Below are 15,488 nucleotides of genomic sequence, written 5' to 3'. Positions count from 1 at the left end.
CTATCTTAGGCAATAATCCGTGTTCCAAACGGCTCGCCACTTAACAATCGCGACAATGCCTGTGCATCTTTCCAACCTGCTAAAATAACTGGTTGCTGTAGGGTTTTCGCCGCATCAAGAGCCGCTTTGACTTTTACCGCCATGCCGCCGTTGATCACCCCTTGAGAAATTAACTGCTGCGCTTGAGAGGTTGAAAGTTCGTTAATCAATTTCCCTTGCGCATCCAAAACACCGGGGACATCAGACAGTAGTACCATAGGTCCTTGCAGCATCTGACCTATGGCCAATGCCGCTTGATCCGCATTGACATTATATAACTGACCATCTGAACCAATACCGATTGAACTGATAACGGGCAGATAATGCTGTTCAAGCAAACAGGTCAATAAGTCAGGGTCACCGGGGTGACAACTTCCCACAGCACCAAGTTTTGCATCCATCTGCGTCACTTGACACAATCCACCATCACCTAAGCACAGCCCAACTGCAGCACGGCCTTGCGTTAAAATAGCGGCGGTCAACTTTTTATTGGCGGTCCCTGCCAATGCCCCCGCAATAAAGTCAATTTGAGTATGCGGTGTGACCCGCAGCCCATCGATTTTTTCGCTTATCAGGCCAAGGCGCGCAAGTAGTGATTCAACAATTACCCCGCCGCCATGCACCAAAGCTAAAGGCCGCTGCTGCACTTGAGCTAAAGCCTGACATAGATTTTTTAGTGCCGTCTCATCTTCAAAAATAGCACCACCCAATTTCACGACAATCGGTTCTAACACGCGCTCTCCTTGGCCAAAGCTTGCGTACTTAAAAATCCGTAACGCAAATTGAAACATTGAATGGCCTGCGATGATGCGCCTTTTAAAAGGTTATCTTCAGCGCTAAATATAATCAGATGCTGGCCTATTTTCGACCAGTTGAGATCGATATACGGCGTATGGGCCACGGCGTTAATCGACGGCCAAACCCCTTGAGGCAGCAATCGAACCAACGGCTTGTCAGCATAAGCTAGCTGGAAAGCGTTCATGACATCGGCTTCGCTGACGTTAGCTTTTAAATCAACATGAATCGTGGCCAGAATACCGCGCGCAAAACTGCCAAGATGTGGCGTAAATATAACTGGGCGGCCCAAATGGGCACTGATTTCTGGCTGATGACGATGCGTTCCCACACCATAAGGGTTTAAACTCACCTCGCAAAAATTACTGGCCAGCGCCGCTTTACGCCCTGCCCCCGTGACGCCACTGGTCGCATCGATCAGTGGCGTACAATCATCATCGAGTAATCCAGCCTGCTGCAGCGGTTTTAACGCACTTAGCGAGGCTGTCGGGTAACAGCCTGGTAACGCAATCAATTCAGCCGATTGGATAGCCGCTTGCTGCCACTCGGCTAAACCATAAACGGCAGTCGCTAATAGCTCTGGATATTGATGCGTAAACCCATAATAATCCGGATAAAAGTCAGCCTGATTCACCCGATAGGCTCCAGAGAGATCAAAAACTTGACACTCACAGGCTAAAAATTTCGGCACTAAATCGTGGCTAACGCTATGAGCCGTAGCTAAAAAAACGCAATCAATTTGGGCAAACAGTGAAGGATCAAACTGAGTGGGAAGCGGCTGCAAGGGCAAATCGACGACCCCCCGTAATCGGCCATATAAGTCACTGATTGGCTTGCCTGCATCGACGCTATTCTCTGAGACATATAATCCACAGAGTTCAACCCGTGGATGGCGTATTAAGATCGCAGCTAACTCGGCTCCGGCATATCCACTAGCCCCCACGATGGCGACTCGCAACTGATTACTATCTTTCATCTATTCCTCAAGATCTGATGAAAATTCATGGCGATACCCTTGGTTTTTAACGTTCACTTCAACGCTTAAAAAAGAGTCTCAATGACAATTTACCTGATAAAATAGGAGCATACCATGGCCAATTATTTATGCAAATAAATTGCATTTATATTTTTTATTGGCAAGCATAACTTGACTGCCTGCATCGCATTTAACAGCATGAGACATACACGCTACTCATTCATTTTGGAAATGAAATGTCAATGACTAACTTATAGAAAATTTTTAGCTAAATATGCAAAAAGGTACAATTAATGCTTATCAACATTGATAAGCACATCAGCCGATGATAAAACACCACCGAGATGAAAAAAAATAACAGTTTTTCGGGCGATTTGGGGTTGAAACTGGTAAGTTAACATCATATAACGGTTGGTCGTTGGCTTAAGTTTTGACCAACTTTCGTAATAATTACAAAAAATAAACATGGCAGCAGCCATTCAATTCTTTTAGACCTTTTGGGCCATACATGGAGCGGTAGATCGCAGCTAAGTCGATACATTGAGTACGCGGATGTCGCTGTAATCTAGATCAAGATACAGGAACCATACAATGACAAAGAACGCTAAAACCAAAGCGTTGCGCGGCAACGTGAGTTTTCTCGGTCAACTTTTAGGGACAACCATTAAAAATCATCTTGGCGAGCCCCTACTAGAAAAAGTAGAAACTATTCGCAAATTAGCGAAGGCATCTCGACAAGGTGATATAGAGGCAAGAAAAGATCTCCTCAATACACTACGTAATCTGTCAAATGAAGAACTACTACCCGTCACTCGCGCATTTAGCCAATTTTTGAACCTTGCTAATATTGCTGAACAATTTCATACCATCTCGCGCTCGAGTAAACAGTCAGTTACAGATACTTCTCCACTGCACAGTCTTCTCAGCCGACTTAAACAAGAGCAGATTAGCGAGCAAACTATTCGCGAAGCGGTCGAATCACTCAATGTTGAATTGGTCTTAACAGCCCATCCAACTGAGGTTACACGCCGCACCATGATCGCCAAATATGTGCGGATTAATGAATGTCTCGACTTTTTAGAACTCGGTAACTTAAGTGATCGAGAACGCCGCATGTTGCATCTTCGTCTTGAGCAGTTGATTGACCAATCGTGGCATACCAATGAGATCCGCCAAGTCAGACCGACGCCAGTTGAAGAAGCTCGTTGGGGATTTGCCGTGATTGAAAGTTCGCTGTGGCAAGCTGTCCCTGATTTTTTACGCATGCTCGATGAAGAACTACAAGAGAATATCGGCATGGGACTGCCCATTGACAGCCAAGTCATCAAGCTTACCTCATGGATGGGCGGAGACCGTGATGGCAATCCATTTGTCACCTCTAAAGTGACCGAAGAAGTTTTATTATCTAGCCGCTGGGTTGCAACAGATCTCTATCTTAAAGATATCGACCTGCTCATCAGTGAACTTTCTATGGCCGATTGTAACGTCGAGCTACGTGAAGCAGTCGGGCCTGATACAGAAGAGCCTTATCGTACCTTACTGAAAACATTGCGAGTAGATATGCGTGAAACCCGCGATTATCTGACAGCAATGCTGCAAAATCGCGAAACCCGCTCGCACGATCTCATCACCCAAACGCATCAAGTCAGAGACCCGCTGATGGTCTGCTATCGCTCACTTAAAGAGTGCGGGATGGATCTAATTGCCGAGGGAACCCTGCTCGACATGTTGCGCCGCTTAGCCTGCTTTGGCGTGCAGTTAGTCCGTTTAGACATCCGCCAAGAAAGTAGCCGTCATACGGAAGTATTCTCAGAACTGACGCGTCATCTCGGAATTGGTGACTATGGGCAATGGAACGAAGAGGATAAGCAGAGTTTCTTACTCACCGAACTCACTAGCAAGCGGCCACTTATTCCGCAAAATTGGCAGCCTTCAGCGCCAGTGCAAGAGGTGCTGGATACTTGCCGCGTCATCGCCAAACAAAAACGTGAGGCACTGGGGATCTATAATATTTCGATGGCCAGTGAGCCGTCTGATGTATTAGCGGTACAACTTCTTCTCAAAGAGAACGGTTGTCCATTTATGTTGCCGGTTTCGCCGTTATTTGAAACGCTCGATGATCTCAATAAAGCCGCTTCGACCATCCGTCGGTTGTTGTCACTGGAGTGGTATCGAGGCATCACTAATAACTTACAATATGTGATGATTGGTTATTCAGACTCAGCCAAAGACGCGGGTGTACTCGCTTCGGCATGGGCACAATATCGCGCCATGGAAGAGTTAGTACAGATGTGTGATGAGCAAAACGTGAAGCTCGTATTGTTCCACGGCCGCGGAGGCACTATTGGTCGGGGTGGTGCGCCCGCTCACGCAGCGCTGTTGTCACAGCCCCCAGGATCGCTCAAAGGTGGACTACGGGTCACTGAACAAGGCGAGATGATCCGCTTCAAATTTGGTTTAGACAAAGTGGCGATCGATAGCCTATCCATGTATGTCAGCGCCGTACTCGAAGCGAATCTGCTGCCACCAATTGCCCCTAAAACGCAGTGGCGAGAGGTGATGGATCAGCTCGCCGAGACATCCTGTCAGGCCTATCGCCAGATTGTGCGTGAAGATCCAGAGTTTGTGCCTTATTTTCGCTCAGCCACTCCCGAACAGGAACTAGGCAAGTTGCCACTGGGTAGTCGACCAGCTAAACGCAATCCTAATGGTGGCGTTGAAAGTCTTCGAGCCATTCCGTGGATTTTCGCATGGAGTCAAAATCGGCTATTACTACCCGCTTGGTTAGGTGCAGGAGAAGCACTCAAAGAGCAACTTGAAAATGGTCATGAACAGTTGATTCAAGAGATGTGCGAATGGCCATTTTTTAGCAATCGTCTATCTATGTTAGAGATGGTCTTTATGAAAACCGATACATGGCTGTCGGAAATTTATGATAAAGAGCTGGTCGATGAATCATTGCGTCATATCGGCGATCACTTACGCGAAAAACTGGCGCTTACTCAACAGGTAGTCGCTCGCTTGATACCGCCAACTAGCTCAGGGGCTAATGATGAATGGGTTAGAGAATCCATTGGTTTGCGCAATCCGTATATCGACCCATTAAACGTGATGCAAGTTGAGCTCCTGCGCCGCTCACGGCAAAACGCTGAAGTTGATGCATTGGTTGATCAAGCATTAATGGTCAGCATCGCAGGGGTTGCAGCAGGCATGCGCAACACAGGTTAACCGAGAAACAAACGCCGCCCTTTGGGCGGCGTTTCCATATTCGTCTTTCGATTACGCGCTAAGACTGCCCATTATCATTATCATTATCAATATGTAACAGATGCCCCATCCGTTTGGCTTTGGTTTGCAAATAAAAATGGTTATGCGGATTATCACCCACCGCTAATGGCACTCGCTCAACAATTTCAATCCCAGAAGCTTCCTGCATTGCTTTGATCTTTTGAGGATTGTTAGTCATCAGTCGAACTTTATGTATCCCTAAATGAGCTAACATCGGCTGACAGATGGAAAAGTCTCGCAGATCGGCGGCAAACCCTAACTTAAGATTGGCAGCAACGGTGTCATAGCCTTGGTCTTGCAAATCATAAGCACGAATCTTATTAATCAAGCCTATACCTCGCCCTTCTTGACGCAGGTATAAAATAAATCCTTGCCCTACTTCACTGATCCGATGCATCGCTGATTCCAGCTGATAGCCACAATCACAGCGCTGACTAAATAGCGCATCCCCAGTTAAGCATTCAGAATGGATCCGTCCCAGCACGGGCTGGTCTTCTTGCCAATGACCCATCGTTAATGCAACGTGCTCTTTACCCGTTTCAGAAACAACAAAGCCATGCATGGTAAAATCCCCCCAACGAGTTGGTAGGGATGATGATGCAACAAACTCAATAGACATATGGATCCCACTTCATGAATAATTAAGCTGCGATGACCAATCGCTTCCATCGCAAAGGCGGTTATTTTAACACTGAAGCTGGACGAACGCCTAATGTATGACAGATCGCATATGTCAGCTCAGAACGATTCAATGTATAGAAGTGAAAATCCTTTACTCCTTCCCGGCTCAACACTTTAACTTGCTCAATGGCAATACTGGCACCCACTAAATTACGAGTGGTTTGATCATCATCCAGTCCGTCAAATTGACGATGCAACCACTGCGGGATTTTCACATTGGTAAAACCCGCAAATTTACACAACGTTTTGTAATTCGAGACGGGCAGTATCCCTGGGACAATATTTTGTTCGATACCCACGGCGACACAGCGATCACGAAAACGCAGATACGATTCGACATCAAAGAAAAACTGGGTGATTGCTCGGTTGGCTCCTGCATCCATTTTACGTTTGAGTGCGAGCAAATCCGCTTGTGCTGATTTTGCTTCTGGATGTACTTCTGGATACGCGGCTACCGAGATATCAAAGTCAGCGATTTCTTTGAGAAGCGAGACCAGATGTTCTGCATACATCGCGGGTTTTCCAGCCCCTTCGGGCAAGTCGCCGCGCAGTGCAACAATTTGCCGAATACCATTATCCCAATAATCTTGTGCGATCTGTTTAAGTTCAGAGCGACTAGCGTCTACGCAAGTTAGATGAGGCGCCGCTTTAAGCGTGGTGCGCTGAGTAATATCTTTAATAATCGCATGGGTCCGATCGCGCGTCCCCGAATTAGCACCATACGTCACAGATACAAACGATGGAGCAAGCACCTTAAGCCGATTAACCGACTGCCATAAGGTTTCTTCCATAGCCAAGTTCGAGGGTGGGAAAAACTCAAATGAAACTTGAATATCCCCCTCAAGTTCACTGATCTTCTGATTGAGATTCTCAAGTTGCTGCGCGCTTTGAAAGACCATGTTGTTCTCCAGACCGTCGGTTTTATAATAAAAGTTAAAATAGACGTTCAGACGTCTGTATAGCCACCTTATAGTAAACGCTCAAAGAGTCAACGCATATTCATCTAAAATAAACCTATAGTGAAATTAATTCATGATGAGAACCAACCCGATCGGATTGCTGACATTTTTACTATCCAACTTATCAACACAATGACATCCCAATCTCATGATCAACAGCGTCTTGCCTTTAAAATAAGGACAATATATAAGACAAAATAGCTAAAAAAATCGCTGTACAAAATTAGCGCTGCTATATTTAGAATAGACGTAGGTTTTATAGGCGATGTTTTTATATTGAGTGATCCTAGCTATGGTGATAGGTAAGTAAGATCGTCACCTTCGCATGATCTAATGTGTATACATTCAGATCATTAACATCGTGGTAGTCAAGTTGTATGAGAGAGTCGTTGTGGTCAGTCCTATTTCAGCCAGTCAAACACAAAGTACACAACAAGTGTTAAAGCCTATTCAGCGCTCCGTAAATGCCCCTGATGGCAGAGCTTTGAATCGGCGAATTGAACAAGGTGCAGCACGCGCGTCAGCGCCGGTGGTTCCCGTTCGAATCACTGGAACACTGCCGCAACCAGGACAGCGCGCGGATGATCCGCACCGCCCGCAGGTCAATCCAAGTGCCCCACCAGCAAGTCAGCCAAAGAACTATCACCCCCCCCAAAATCCGTTGTTATATGCAAGCCCCAGCACACCCTCGGAAACGTCAACACCACCACCCCGCGTGCCATCGAATAGTTCAGATCCTCAACCGGCCTCTGCAAAATCAACAAAAGCTTCTCAACTCGCCCCGAGCACATCGGCAAATCAAAGCCAATCCTCAGAACCTCCCGACTCGAACACCACGCGACAAACACAACAATCTCGGGAACTCCAGTCGGCGCCGAATCAGCGCATCACCCAAGCAGCCATTCGAGCCCAAGGACAAGCGCGCGATACGGTGATGAATGTCAATCAAGCGCTGGCTGTATCTAGCCAGTCAATACAGCGGCACCTAAGGCGCAGCGCTTTAACCGATGCCGCTTATCAGCCCGATGCGGCTGGTCACCAATTCAACCAATCGATTTAACCGATATCGCCATTTGTGGAGAAAAAGTATGTGCGAATCAGTCAGTAACTTAGAATTGATGCAAGTCATGTTGGAACATGATGGGCTATTAAGCAAAGAATCATCAACGCTAAAACTTATCGAAAACTATTATGGGAGCAATCATCACTTTCGACTGACTAATCAAGATTTTGTCTTTGCCAGACTGGCAGGACGTTGTAGTGAACCTGACAAACGACCACCTGACGACAATTTGCTGGCCATTTGTGATGCCCAAATCGGCGATTATCTCTAAAGGTAACACCTCGATTCCATTTCACGATTAAATCCCTATCCCTTAAGGCCGATTATCGACCTCGCGGCTTAACAGATGTTGCTATCCAATATTTATCAGTGATAAATGTGATCATAGATAGTGTTGGCAGACACACTAACGCACACTTTTTTATTTGCTCAATCAATACAAAATTTGCGGGAATTACATGTGCTCTAAGCCGAGTCTTTGTTAGACTACGCGTCCTGAGAAAATCGACTCATCGGTTTATTCTTAGCTACCCTGACGATGCAATAATATCGAATAATTGACGATTCATAAGGAGCTCTATGAGCCTTACCTCTGCCACCGTAATGTTAATCCTCATTATGGATCCACTTGGCAACACCCCCGTATTTATGGCGATTATGAAACACATTGATCGCAAACGTCAGGTCAAGATCTTAATTCGAGAGATGGTTTTTGCGCTGATTATTATGATGGCTTTTTTATGGGCGGGAGAGCAGATCTTAGGATTTTTAAATTTACGACAAGAGGCAGTGAGTATCGCTGGCGGTATCATCCTTTTTTTGATCGCACTGAAAATGATCTTCCCAGGCGAGAATGGTTTGGCGGGGCTTGCCGCCGGTGATGAACCATTTTTAGTGCCCATGGCCATTCCGATGGTTGCAGGTCCTTCGATTCTAGCCACCCTAATGTTGATGGCCCATCAAGACCCGAGCCGAATGGGACAGTGGAGCTTAGCACTCATTCTCGCATGGCTATGCACTTCGATCATATTGATCTGTGGCGGCTTTCTCACTCGCTATCTCGGTGAACGAGGACTAACTGCTATCGAGCGACTGATGGGGATGCTATTGATTATGCTTTCAGTGCAAATGTTACTCGATGGCTTGATTAAATATTGGCACACCGCCAGTCAAATGATGCACTAATTGGGCAATATAGCTTTGCTAAATTATCAATCTCGATTGCACGCTTAGCACACAGTTTTTACTCCTTCGTCAAGCATTGATTTAAACCCCAAGTCAATGCTTGACGGTAAAGCTAATCTCTCTGCTCATCACACGCTCGCTAATACTACTTTTTTAACAATCGTTGACGGATTGTCATCAAACCAAAAACACCGAAAAAAATGAGTCGATATTCGTCGCCTTTGCACCAATGACCACTGTCCTGAAAACTCTTTTTTATCAGCAGCATTTGCGCTATATGCAGCACTAATACAAACGCCCCTGCGGTCAGTAACAACGGCGCAATACGCGCCATTGCCGTCCATGGCGAGCTAATTATCACAAGCCAAATCACAATCATTAAAGCGCGACCCAGTTGTATTAACATACTCTTTCTCCCTCTACTTGGTATAGCCGACTCAATACTTGTCCGGCACATTTCTCTTTTAATAATGACCACGGTACATTAAGCGGCGACGCCTCGCGTTCGCACTCAATATAGACGAGTGCGGCGGGGTTTAGCCAGCCGTATGATTGCAACAATTGACAACATGGCGCGACCAAGTTAGTACGAAATGGCGGATCAATAAACACCAGATCAAACCCCTGTAAAGGTTGATTGGCTAAAAACTGTAATGTATCGGTGCATTGGATCGGCAATTTTTGCTCATCGAGCTGTAAAACTTGTCGATTGGTGACGAGTTGTTTTACCGCAGGAGGGAATAACTCCAACGCTTGCACAAAGCTTGCTTGGCGAGAAAGTGCTTCAAAACTCAAACCACCACTGCCGGCAAAAAGATCAAGACACCTACGATTTGCAATTCGGCCCTGTAGCCAGTTAAATAACGTCTCTTTCACCCGATCAGTGGTTGGACGTAAGCCTTGTGCATCTAACACTGGTAATTTGCGCCCTCGCCACTGACCACCAATAATGCGAATACTGCCCATCGCAGAATTTCGTTTAGAATGTGGTGCCATACTAATTTAGCCTGTCCTGTAATAATGATACTATCTACTCCAGCTATGCGCCGTATTGTAACAGTGTTACGCCGACGCAAATAATCATTTCAGCCGCAACCATGGCTATGTAGTGAAGGGTTTACAATTCGATGGCAAAAAAGAAAGGGTTATTTTCCTGGTTTCGTAAAGATAACAATCAGACAACCGACACCGAAGAGCAAACGATTCTAGAGGCAGAAGCGCAAGAGCAAGCTCACCTTGAAGCAGAGGAAAAAACTAAAGCACAAGAGCATGCCCGCCTTGAAGCGGAAGAAGCAGCTAGAGCGCAAGAGCATGCCCGCCTTGAAGCGGAAGAAAAAGCTAAAGCGCAAGAGCAAGCTCGCCTTGAAGCGGAAGAAACAGCTAAAGCGCAAGAACAAGCCCGCCTTGAAGCGGAAGAAACAGCTAAAGCGCAAGAACAAGCCCGCCTTGAAGCGGAAGAAAAAGCTAAAGCACAAGAACAAGCCCGCCTTGAAGCGGAAGAAAAAGCGCAAGCCAACGAAAAACCCGCCAAACGCCCCAGTTTATTAGCGCGCCTGCGTCAAGGATTAAAACGCACTCGCGGTAACATCGGCAGTGGCTTTTTAGGTTTGTTCCAAGGTAAAAAAATCGATGATGAGCTCTTTGAAGAACTTGAAGAGCAGCTACTTGTCGCCGATTTGGGGGTTGAAACAACCCAAAAGATTATTAAAAATCTGACCGAGTCGGCCAGCCGCCGTGCCCTGAAAGATGGTGAAGCCCTCTATGAACTGTTGCAAGAGCAGATGAGTGCACTACTTGAGGGGGTCGAGCAGCCGTTAGTCCCCGAAACCGATGATGGTCCATTTGTGATTTTAATGGTTGGGGTCAATGGTGTGGGCAAAACTACCACCATCGGCAAACTGGCTAAACAGTTTCAAAATGAAGGCAAATCGGTCATGCTCGCAGCAGGTGATACCTTCCGCGCCGCCGCCGTCGAACAGTTACAGATCTGGGGAGAGCGTAACCATATTCCGGTGATCGCCCAACATACTGGCGCCGACAGCGCATCAGTACTCTTTGATGCCTACAGCGCGGCGAAAGCTCGTGGCATTGATGTACTGATTGCTGACACGGCAGGACGTTTGCAAAACAAAGCAAACCTGATGGAAGAGCTGAAAAAAGTTGTCCGAGTTATGCGTAAAATTGATGCGCGAGCCCCCCATGAAATCATGCTCGCCATTGATGCTGGAACAGGTCAAAATGCCATCAGCCAAGCTAAGCTATTCCACGAAGCCGTCGGCCTAACGGGGATTACCTTAACCAAATTGGACGGCACAGCCAAAGGTGGGGTTATCTTTGCAGTGGCAGACCAATTTAAATTGCCTATTCGCTATATTGCTATCGGTGAAGGAATTGATGATTTACGCCCATTTGAAGCACGGCCATTTGTCGAAGCGCTATTTAGCCATGATAGCGATTCGTAATGTAACGCGATTGTAGGAATACACGATGATCCGATTTTCTCAAGTCAGTAAAGTCTATCCAGGGCGTCACCAAGCATTGCAAAAGGTAGATTTTGAACTCAAGCAAGGAGAGATGGCCTTCTTAACGGGTCACTCAGGCGCAGGTAAAAGTACTTTACTGCGCCTCGCCATGGCTATGGAGCGAGTTAGTGCTGGGCAGATCGAATTTGCGGGTAAAGATATAACCCGCTTAGCGGCGCATCGGATCCCTTTTTTACGCCGCCAAATTGGGATTGTATTTCAAGACTACAAACTGCTCAATGACCGTAGCGTCTTAGATAATGTGGCATTGCCGCTGGTTATTGAAGGCTATGCCTTTCGTGATATCAAACCTCGCGTGTTAGCAGCGCTTGATAAAGTTGGACTGCGTGATAAGTACCAGTGTCTCCCCGCCATGCTATCTGGTGGTGAACAGCAGCGAGTCGGTATTGCTCGGGCAGTGGTTAATAAACCGACATTACTGATTGCCGACGAACCCACCGGGAACTTGGACCCACAATTGTCTGAGGAGATCCTTAAGATCTTTAGCGAATTTAATCATAATGGGGTAACAGTGCTCGTCGCCACCCATGATTTGGGCTTGATCAGTCGAATGAACTATCGAACCTTAACCTTACATGAAGGTCGACTGGTCGATTCACAGGAACAAACGCTATGAGTTTAGGAGCTTCTATGCGTCGTGGCTTATCATGGCCACGCCGTTTTGTGGCATTTTGGGTTCGCCATCTACAACAAGGCACTGCGAGTTTAGGTGAGATCTGGCGTAATCCAACCAGCTCCCTGATGACAATTACAGTGATCGGAGTTTGTTTAGCCTTGCTGGTTTCGTTTCATTTAGTGATCCAAAACGTTCGTCAAGCGGTACCAAGTTGGCAACAAACTGCTCAGATCAATGTGTTTGTCAGCCCAGATACCGACTCAGACGGTGTCGCACAGTTAAGTGAGCAGATCCGTGCGATGCCCTCGGTCGAACATGTTAAGTTGGTTAGCAAAGCACAAGGCTTGCAAGAATTTAAACAAAACTCTGGTTTTGGCAAAGCGCTTGATCTACTTGGTAGCAACCCGCTCCCTGACTTACTCATCGTCACGCCCAATGCCAATCAGCGTCAAAGTGGCCAGTTGCAACTACTACAAAGCAAACTAGCTACCATGGTTCATGTTGACCAAGCGCGTTTGGACACTCAATGGCTCACCCGCCTTGAAAATATCATCAGCATTGCGAACCAAGTACTGCAACTGCTGATCGGTTTGTTGTTAGTTTCTATTGTGTTAACTGTTGGTAATACCATCCGCTTAAACGTATTAAGTCAGCGTAATGAAATTGAAGTGATGAAACTTATTGGTGCCACCAATGCCTTTATCCAGCGTCCTTTTCTGTACACAGGGTTTTGGTATGGGTTTATTGGTGGGCTGTTAGCGTGGCTACTGAGCAATATTATGATGCTGTATTTAGGCAGTGCCCTCAGCCAGCTAGCGAGTCTTTACGAGCAAGATATCTATTTGGCCGGTTTAAGCGTCAGTGGCTTTATTGATTTAATGCTCTTCTCATCACTATTAGGGCTGCTCTCATCTTGGTTCTCAGTCAGTCGCTATGTAAAAACCATCGAACCACGTTAGTGTAGCAGGGCGTTAAGCCCTGTGGCTTTTGGGCAAGTTTAGCCGTCGAAACGATAGCTTGATGCACTAATTCCACCAAACAGGTCATTTTGACGATAGATACAATGCGCCTTGGCGTTGCTGGCTGCGCCAAGGGCAACCCACAGTGGCATCAAATGCTCCTCACGCGGATGCGCGATGCGCGCACTTGGAGCCGACTGCCAGTGCTGTAGTGCTTGATAACGGGCAGATTCAGACAACGCTAAGGTCTGATATAACCAGTCATCAAACTGGCGTGAAGGCTCCTGCGCTGATTTATCAAAGCGACGCAAATTGTGATAGCTCAAGCCACTGCCGATAATTAACACGCCTTGGTCACGTAACCCTTGCAGCGCTTGACCAGCACGATAATGGAGCGCCGTATCTAGATTACTGTTGAGTGATAATTGCACTACGGGGATATCGGCTTTAGGGAAGCTCACGGCCAGCGGCGTAAAGGTCCCATGATCAAACCCGCGAGAGCTATCCGTTCTTGCCTCTATTCCAGCCGATTGCAAACGTTCCACTACCGATTGCGCCAATTGAGGATCACCGGGCGCGGGATATTGGATCTGATAGGTATAGTCAGGAAAACCATAATAATCATAGATCATGCTAGGAAACGCGGCTGATGAGACGCTAAAACTTGGTTCTTCCCAGTGAGCCGTCACCACTAACAACGCTTGAGGACGGCTTGTCAAATCGCTCGATAACTGGGTCAATGACTGCGCTAATTCATCATAAGCGGTGCCAAATTCTTGCATCCAAGGCCATGGCCCGCCTCCATGTGAAAGAAAATAAGTCGGTAGCTGAGGCATACACTTCTCCTTGGTCATATAAATACGAGTAATTACTTATTAAAATACAGCGATGCGACCTTTCGCGCCGCTTTAAATTATTGAACAATCTATTCACCTTTCGCTACTTTGAGGGCTATCTCCCATAAACTTGAAAAAATGCCATGATATGATGGTGCTTTAGTTAATTGATTTATCAACGTCAATTTATATATTTTCTTAACAGCTACCCAGCTATAGAAGGATACGATGAACACTCCCCAACACCCTCATTTTTATCGTATGCACAACCCCATGCAGCATTATGCGTGGGGCTCAACCGATCAATTAAATCACTTATTTGGTATCAGTAACCCTGATGGACAACCACAAGCTGAAATCTGGATGGGTGCCCATCCCAATGGTTGTTCACAGGTTAACTATCAAGAGCAAAGTATTCCCCTCAGTGAGTTAATAGCAAAGGCACCATCCTATTTTTTGGGCACACGAACCATGGGACACTTCGGCCAATTGCCTTTTTTATTTAAAGTATTAAGCGCCGCCCAAGCACTCTCCATTCAAGTTCATCCAAGCATGCAACAAGCAAAAGAGGGATTTGCCAAAGAGCAGCAAGCGGGCATCGATTTAACTGATCCGAAGCGCAATTATAAAGATCCCAATCACAAGCCCGAGTTAGTTTACGCACTTACCCGTTATCAAGCGATGAATGGCTTTCGCCCGATAGAAACCATCCTTACCCTATTTAAACAATTTTCTATCAGCGCACTGGTGCCGCTAGTTACACAGCTAAGTGACAATCAAAATGCCAAAGGCCTCGAGCAATTTTTTGGCCAGATACTATCGCTTAGCGGACAAACCCGTCATCAAGCTATTGAAGAGCTCGTCAGTTACAGCCGTAAACACACCTCCGATCCATTAGCGGCATTGATTAATGAGCTTCATGAACTTTATCCCGATGATGTGGGCCTATTTGCCCCGCTGATACTCAACGTTATGACCCTTGAGCCTGGCGATGCGATGTTTCTCTATGCCTGCACGCCGCACGCTTACCTAAAAGGAACTGGCCTTGAAGTAATGGCAAGTTCAGATAACGTTTTGCGCGCTGGATTAACACCAAAATATATTGATGTACCAGAACTTTTGAGCTGTACCGAATTTGTCAGTAAAGAACCACAGCAACTGCTGATGCAACCCCGCCAAGTTGGCGACGGTGATGTGTACCCTATCCCAGTAAATGATTTTCGCTTTGCTATCTACCAAGATTGTGATGTCGCATTAAGTTGTGACAGTGCTGAAATTATTTTTGCCATCGACAGCAAGGTGCAATTAAGCCATTACGAAGGCGAATCCATCACCTTGCAACGCGGTCAATCGGCCTTTATTGCTGCGGGAACAGCTAGCTATCGGATCTTAACAGCGGGGCGAGTCGCTCGCGCCTACTGTTAATCACAGCAATCATCACAGGGCATTCATCGTAATGCCCTTCTTTAGTGCACAACTTTAAGGCATGAACGCTTTAAAATTGTGCACACCTTGTTAGCATCGTCTTCTCCCACCTCTCTCACAGGC

16 protein-coding genes are annotated in these 15,488 nt (G+C 46.5%); 8 read left to right on the top strand and 8 right to left on the bottom strand.

Going from position 1 to position 15,488, the window contains the following annotated elements; translation table 11 throughout:
* Positions 1 to 5 precede the first annotated feature (5 nt).
* From argB to ABUE30_RS10475, 3 genes are all read right to left on the bottom strand, one after another.
* Positions 6 to 773, bottom strand: a complete 768-nt coding sequence (gene argB, locus ABUE30_RS10485) for an acetylglutamate kinase (RefSeq protein ID WP_408623723.1) — start codon at positions 771 to 773, stop codon at positions 6 to 8.
* A complete protein-coding gene (gene argC / locus ABUE30_RS10480) occupies positions 767 to 1,810 on the bottom strand; it encodes an N-acetyl-gamma-glutamyl-phosphate reductase (RefSeq protein ID WP_408623722.1) in 1,044 nt (347 codons plus the stop codon). The genes argB and argC overlap by 7 nt, the downstream gene beginning before the upstream one ends.
* A gap of 290 nt (positions 1,811 to 2,100) precedes the next feature.
* Positions 2,101 to 2,289, bottom strand: coding sequence for a hypothetical protein (locus ABUE30_RS10475; protein WP_408623721.1), 189 nt, complete (start codon positions 2,287 to 2,289; stop codon positions 2,101 to 2,103).
* Between the two features lie 112 nt (positions 2,290 to 2,401).
* Here ABUE30_RS10475 and ppc point away from each other — a divergent pair, with 112 nt between their 5' ends.
* Positions 2,402 to 5,038, top strand: a complete 2,637-nt coding sequence (gene ppc, locus ABUE30_RS10470; RefSeq protein ID WP_408623720.1) for a phosphoenolpyruvate carboxylase — start codon at positions 2,402 to 2,404, stop codon at positions 5,036 to 5,038.
* 58 nt (positions 5,039 to 5,096) lie between these two features.
* Here the strand turns inward: ppc and ribA are convergent, their stop codons facing one another.
* Positions 5,097 to 5,717 carry a GTP cyclohydrolase II gene (ribA, locus tag ABUE30_RS10465; protein ID WP_408623719.1) on the bottom strand — a complete coding sequence of 207 codons (621 nt, stop codon included), beginning with the start codon at positions 5,715 to 5,717 and terminating at the stop codon, positions 5,097 to 5,099.
* A gap of 61 nt (positions 5,718 to 5,778) precedes the next feature.
* Positions 5,779 to 6,678 (bottom strand): methylenetetrahydrofolate reductase, encoded by a 900-nt coding sequence (gene metF / locus ABUE30_RS10460; protein ID WP_408623718.1) that lies wholly within the window; start codon positions 6,676 to 6,678, stop codon positions 5,779 to 5,781.
* 451 nt (positions 6,679 to 7,129) lie between these two features.
* Between metF and ABUE30_RS10455 the strand changes: the two genes are divergently transcribed.
* The 3 genes from ABUE30_RS10455 (at position 7,130) to ABUE30_RS10445 (ending at position 8,986) form a co-directional block, all read left to right on the top strand.
* Positions 7,130 to 7,798, top strand: coding sequence for a hypothetical protein (locus ABUE30_RS10455; protein ID WP_408623717.1), 669 nt, complete (start codon positions 7,130 to 7,132; stop codon positions 7,796 to 7,798).
* A 28-nt stretch (positions 7,799 to 7,826) separates the two neighbouring features.
* Positions 7,827 to 8,072, top strand: a complete 246-nt coding sequence (locus ABUE30_RS10450; RefSeq protein WP_408623715.1) for a hypothetical protein — start codon at positions 7,827 to 7,829, stop codon at positions 8,070 to 8,072.
* A 308-nt stretch (positions 8,073 to 8,380) separates the two neighbouring features.
* Positions 8,381 to 8,986, top strand: a complete 606-nt coding sequence (locus tag ABUE30_RS10445; protein ID WP_408623713.1) for a YhgN family NAAT transporter — start codon at positions 8,381 to 8,383, stop codon at positions 8,984 to 8,986.
* 145 nt (positions 8,987 to 9,131) lie between these two features.
* On the opposite strand, the gene ABUE30_RS10440 is transcribed toward ABUE30_RS10445, so the two are convergent.
* A complete protein-coding gene (locus ABUE30_RS10440; RefSeq protein ID WP_408623712.1) occupies positions 9,132 to 9,392 on the bottom strand; it encodes a DUF1145 domain-containing protein in 261 nt (86 codons plus the stop codon).
* Positions 9,386 to 9,982: a 16S rRNA (guanine(966)-N(2))-methyltransferase RsmD gene (gene rsmD / locus ABUE30_RS10435; protein ID WP_408623711.1), complete on the bottom strand. Its 597-nt coding sequence runs from the start codon at positions 9,980 to 9,982 to the stop codon at positions 9,386 to 9,388. Before rsmD ends, ABUE30_RS10440 begins: the two co-directional genes overlap by 7 nt.
* A gap of 131 nt (positions 9,983 to 10,113) precedes the next feature.
* Between rsmD and ftsY the strand changes: the two genes are divergently transcribed.
* From ftsY to ftsX, 3 genes are read left to right on the top strand one after another with little or no spacing between them, the layout of a single operon-like run.
* Positions 10,114 to 11,448, top strand: coding sequence for a signal recognition particle-docking protein FtsY (ftsY, locus tag ABUE30_RS10430; RefSeq protein ID WP_408623710.1), 1,335 nt, complete (start codon positions 10,114 to 10,116; stop codon positions 11,446 to 11,448).
* Between the two features lie 25 nt (positions 11,449 to 11,473).
* A complete protein-coding gene (gene ftsE / locus ABUE30_RS10425) occupies positions 11,474 to 12,145 on the top strand; it encodes a cell division ATP-binding protein FtsE (RefSeq protein WP_408623709.1) in 672 nt (223 codons plus the stop codon).
* Positions 12,142 to 13,104 (top strand): permease-like cell division protein FtsX, encoded by a 963-nt coding sequence (gene ftsX, locus ABUE30_RS10420; protein ID WP_408623708.1) that lies wholly within the window; start codon positions 12,142 to 12,144, stop codon positions 13,102 to 13,104. Before ftsE ends, ftsX begins: the two co-directional genes overlap by 4 nt.
* Positions 13,105 to 13,142: 38 nt before the next feature.
* On the opposite strand, the gene ABUE30_RS10415 is transcribed toward ftsX, so the two are convergent.
* Positions 13,143 to 13,940 carry a DODA-type extradiol aromatic ring-opening family dioxygenase gene (locus tag ABUE30_RS10415; RefSeq protein WP_408623707.1) on the bottom strand — a complete coding sequence of 266 codons (798 nt, stop codon included), beginning with the start codon at positions 13,938 to 13,940 and terminating at the stop codon, positions 13,143 to 13,145.
* Between the two features lie 228 nt (positions 13,941 to 14,168).
* Between ABUE30_RS10415 and manA the strand changes: the two genes are divergently transcribed.
* On the top strand, positions 14,169 to 15,365 hold the full coding sequence (manA, locus tag ABUE30_RS10410) for a mannose-6-phosphate isomerase, class I (RefSeq protein ID WP_408623706.1): 1,197 nt from the start codon (positions 14,169 to 14,171) through the stop codon (positions 15,363 to 15,365).
* The last annotated feature ends 123 nt before the right edge of the window (positions 15,366 to 15,488 follow it).

The sequence above is a fragment of the Celerinatantimonas yamalensis genome (assembly GCF_046054155.1).
In the GTDB taxonomy this organism is placed as follows: Bacteria; Pseudomonadota; Gammaproteobacteria; order Enterobacterales; family Celerinatantimonadaceae; genus Celerinatantimonas; species Celerinatantimonas yamalensis.
The sequence above is the reverse complement of the archived record's forward strand: the minus strand, read 5'-3'. Positions and strand labels throughout refer to the sequence as shown.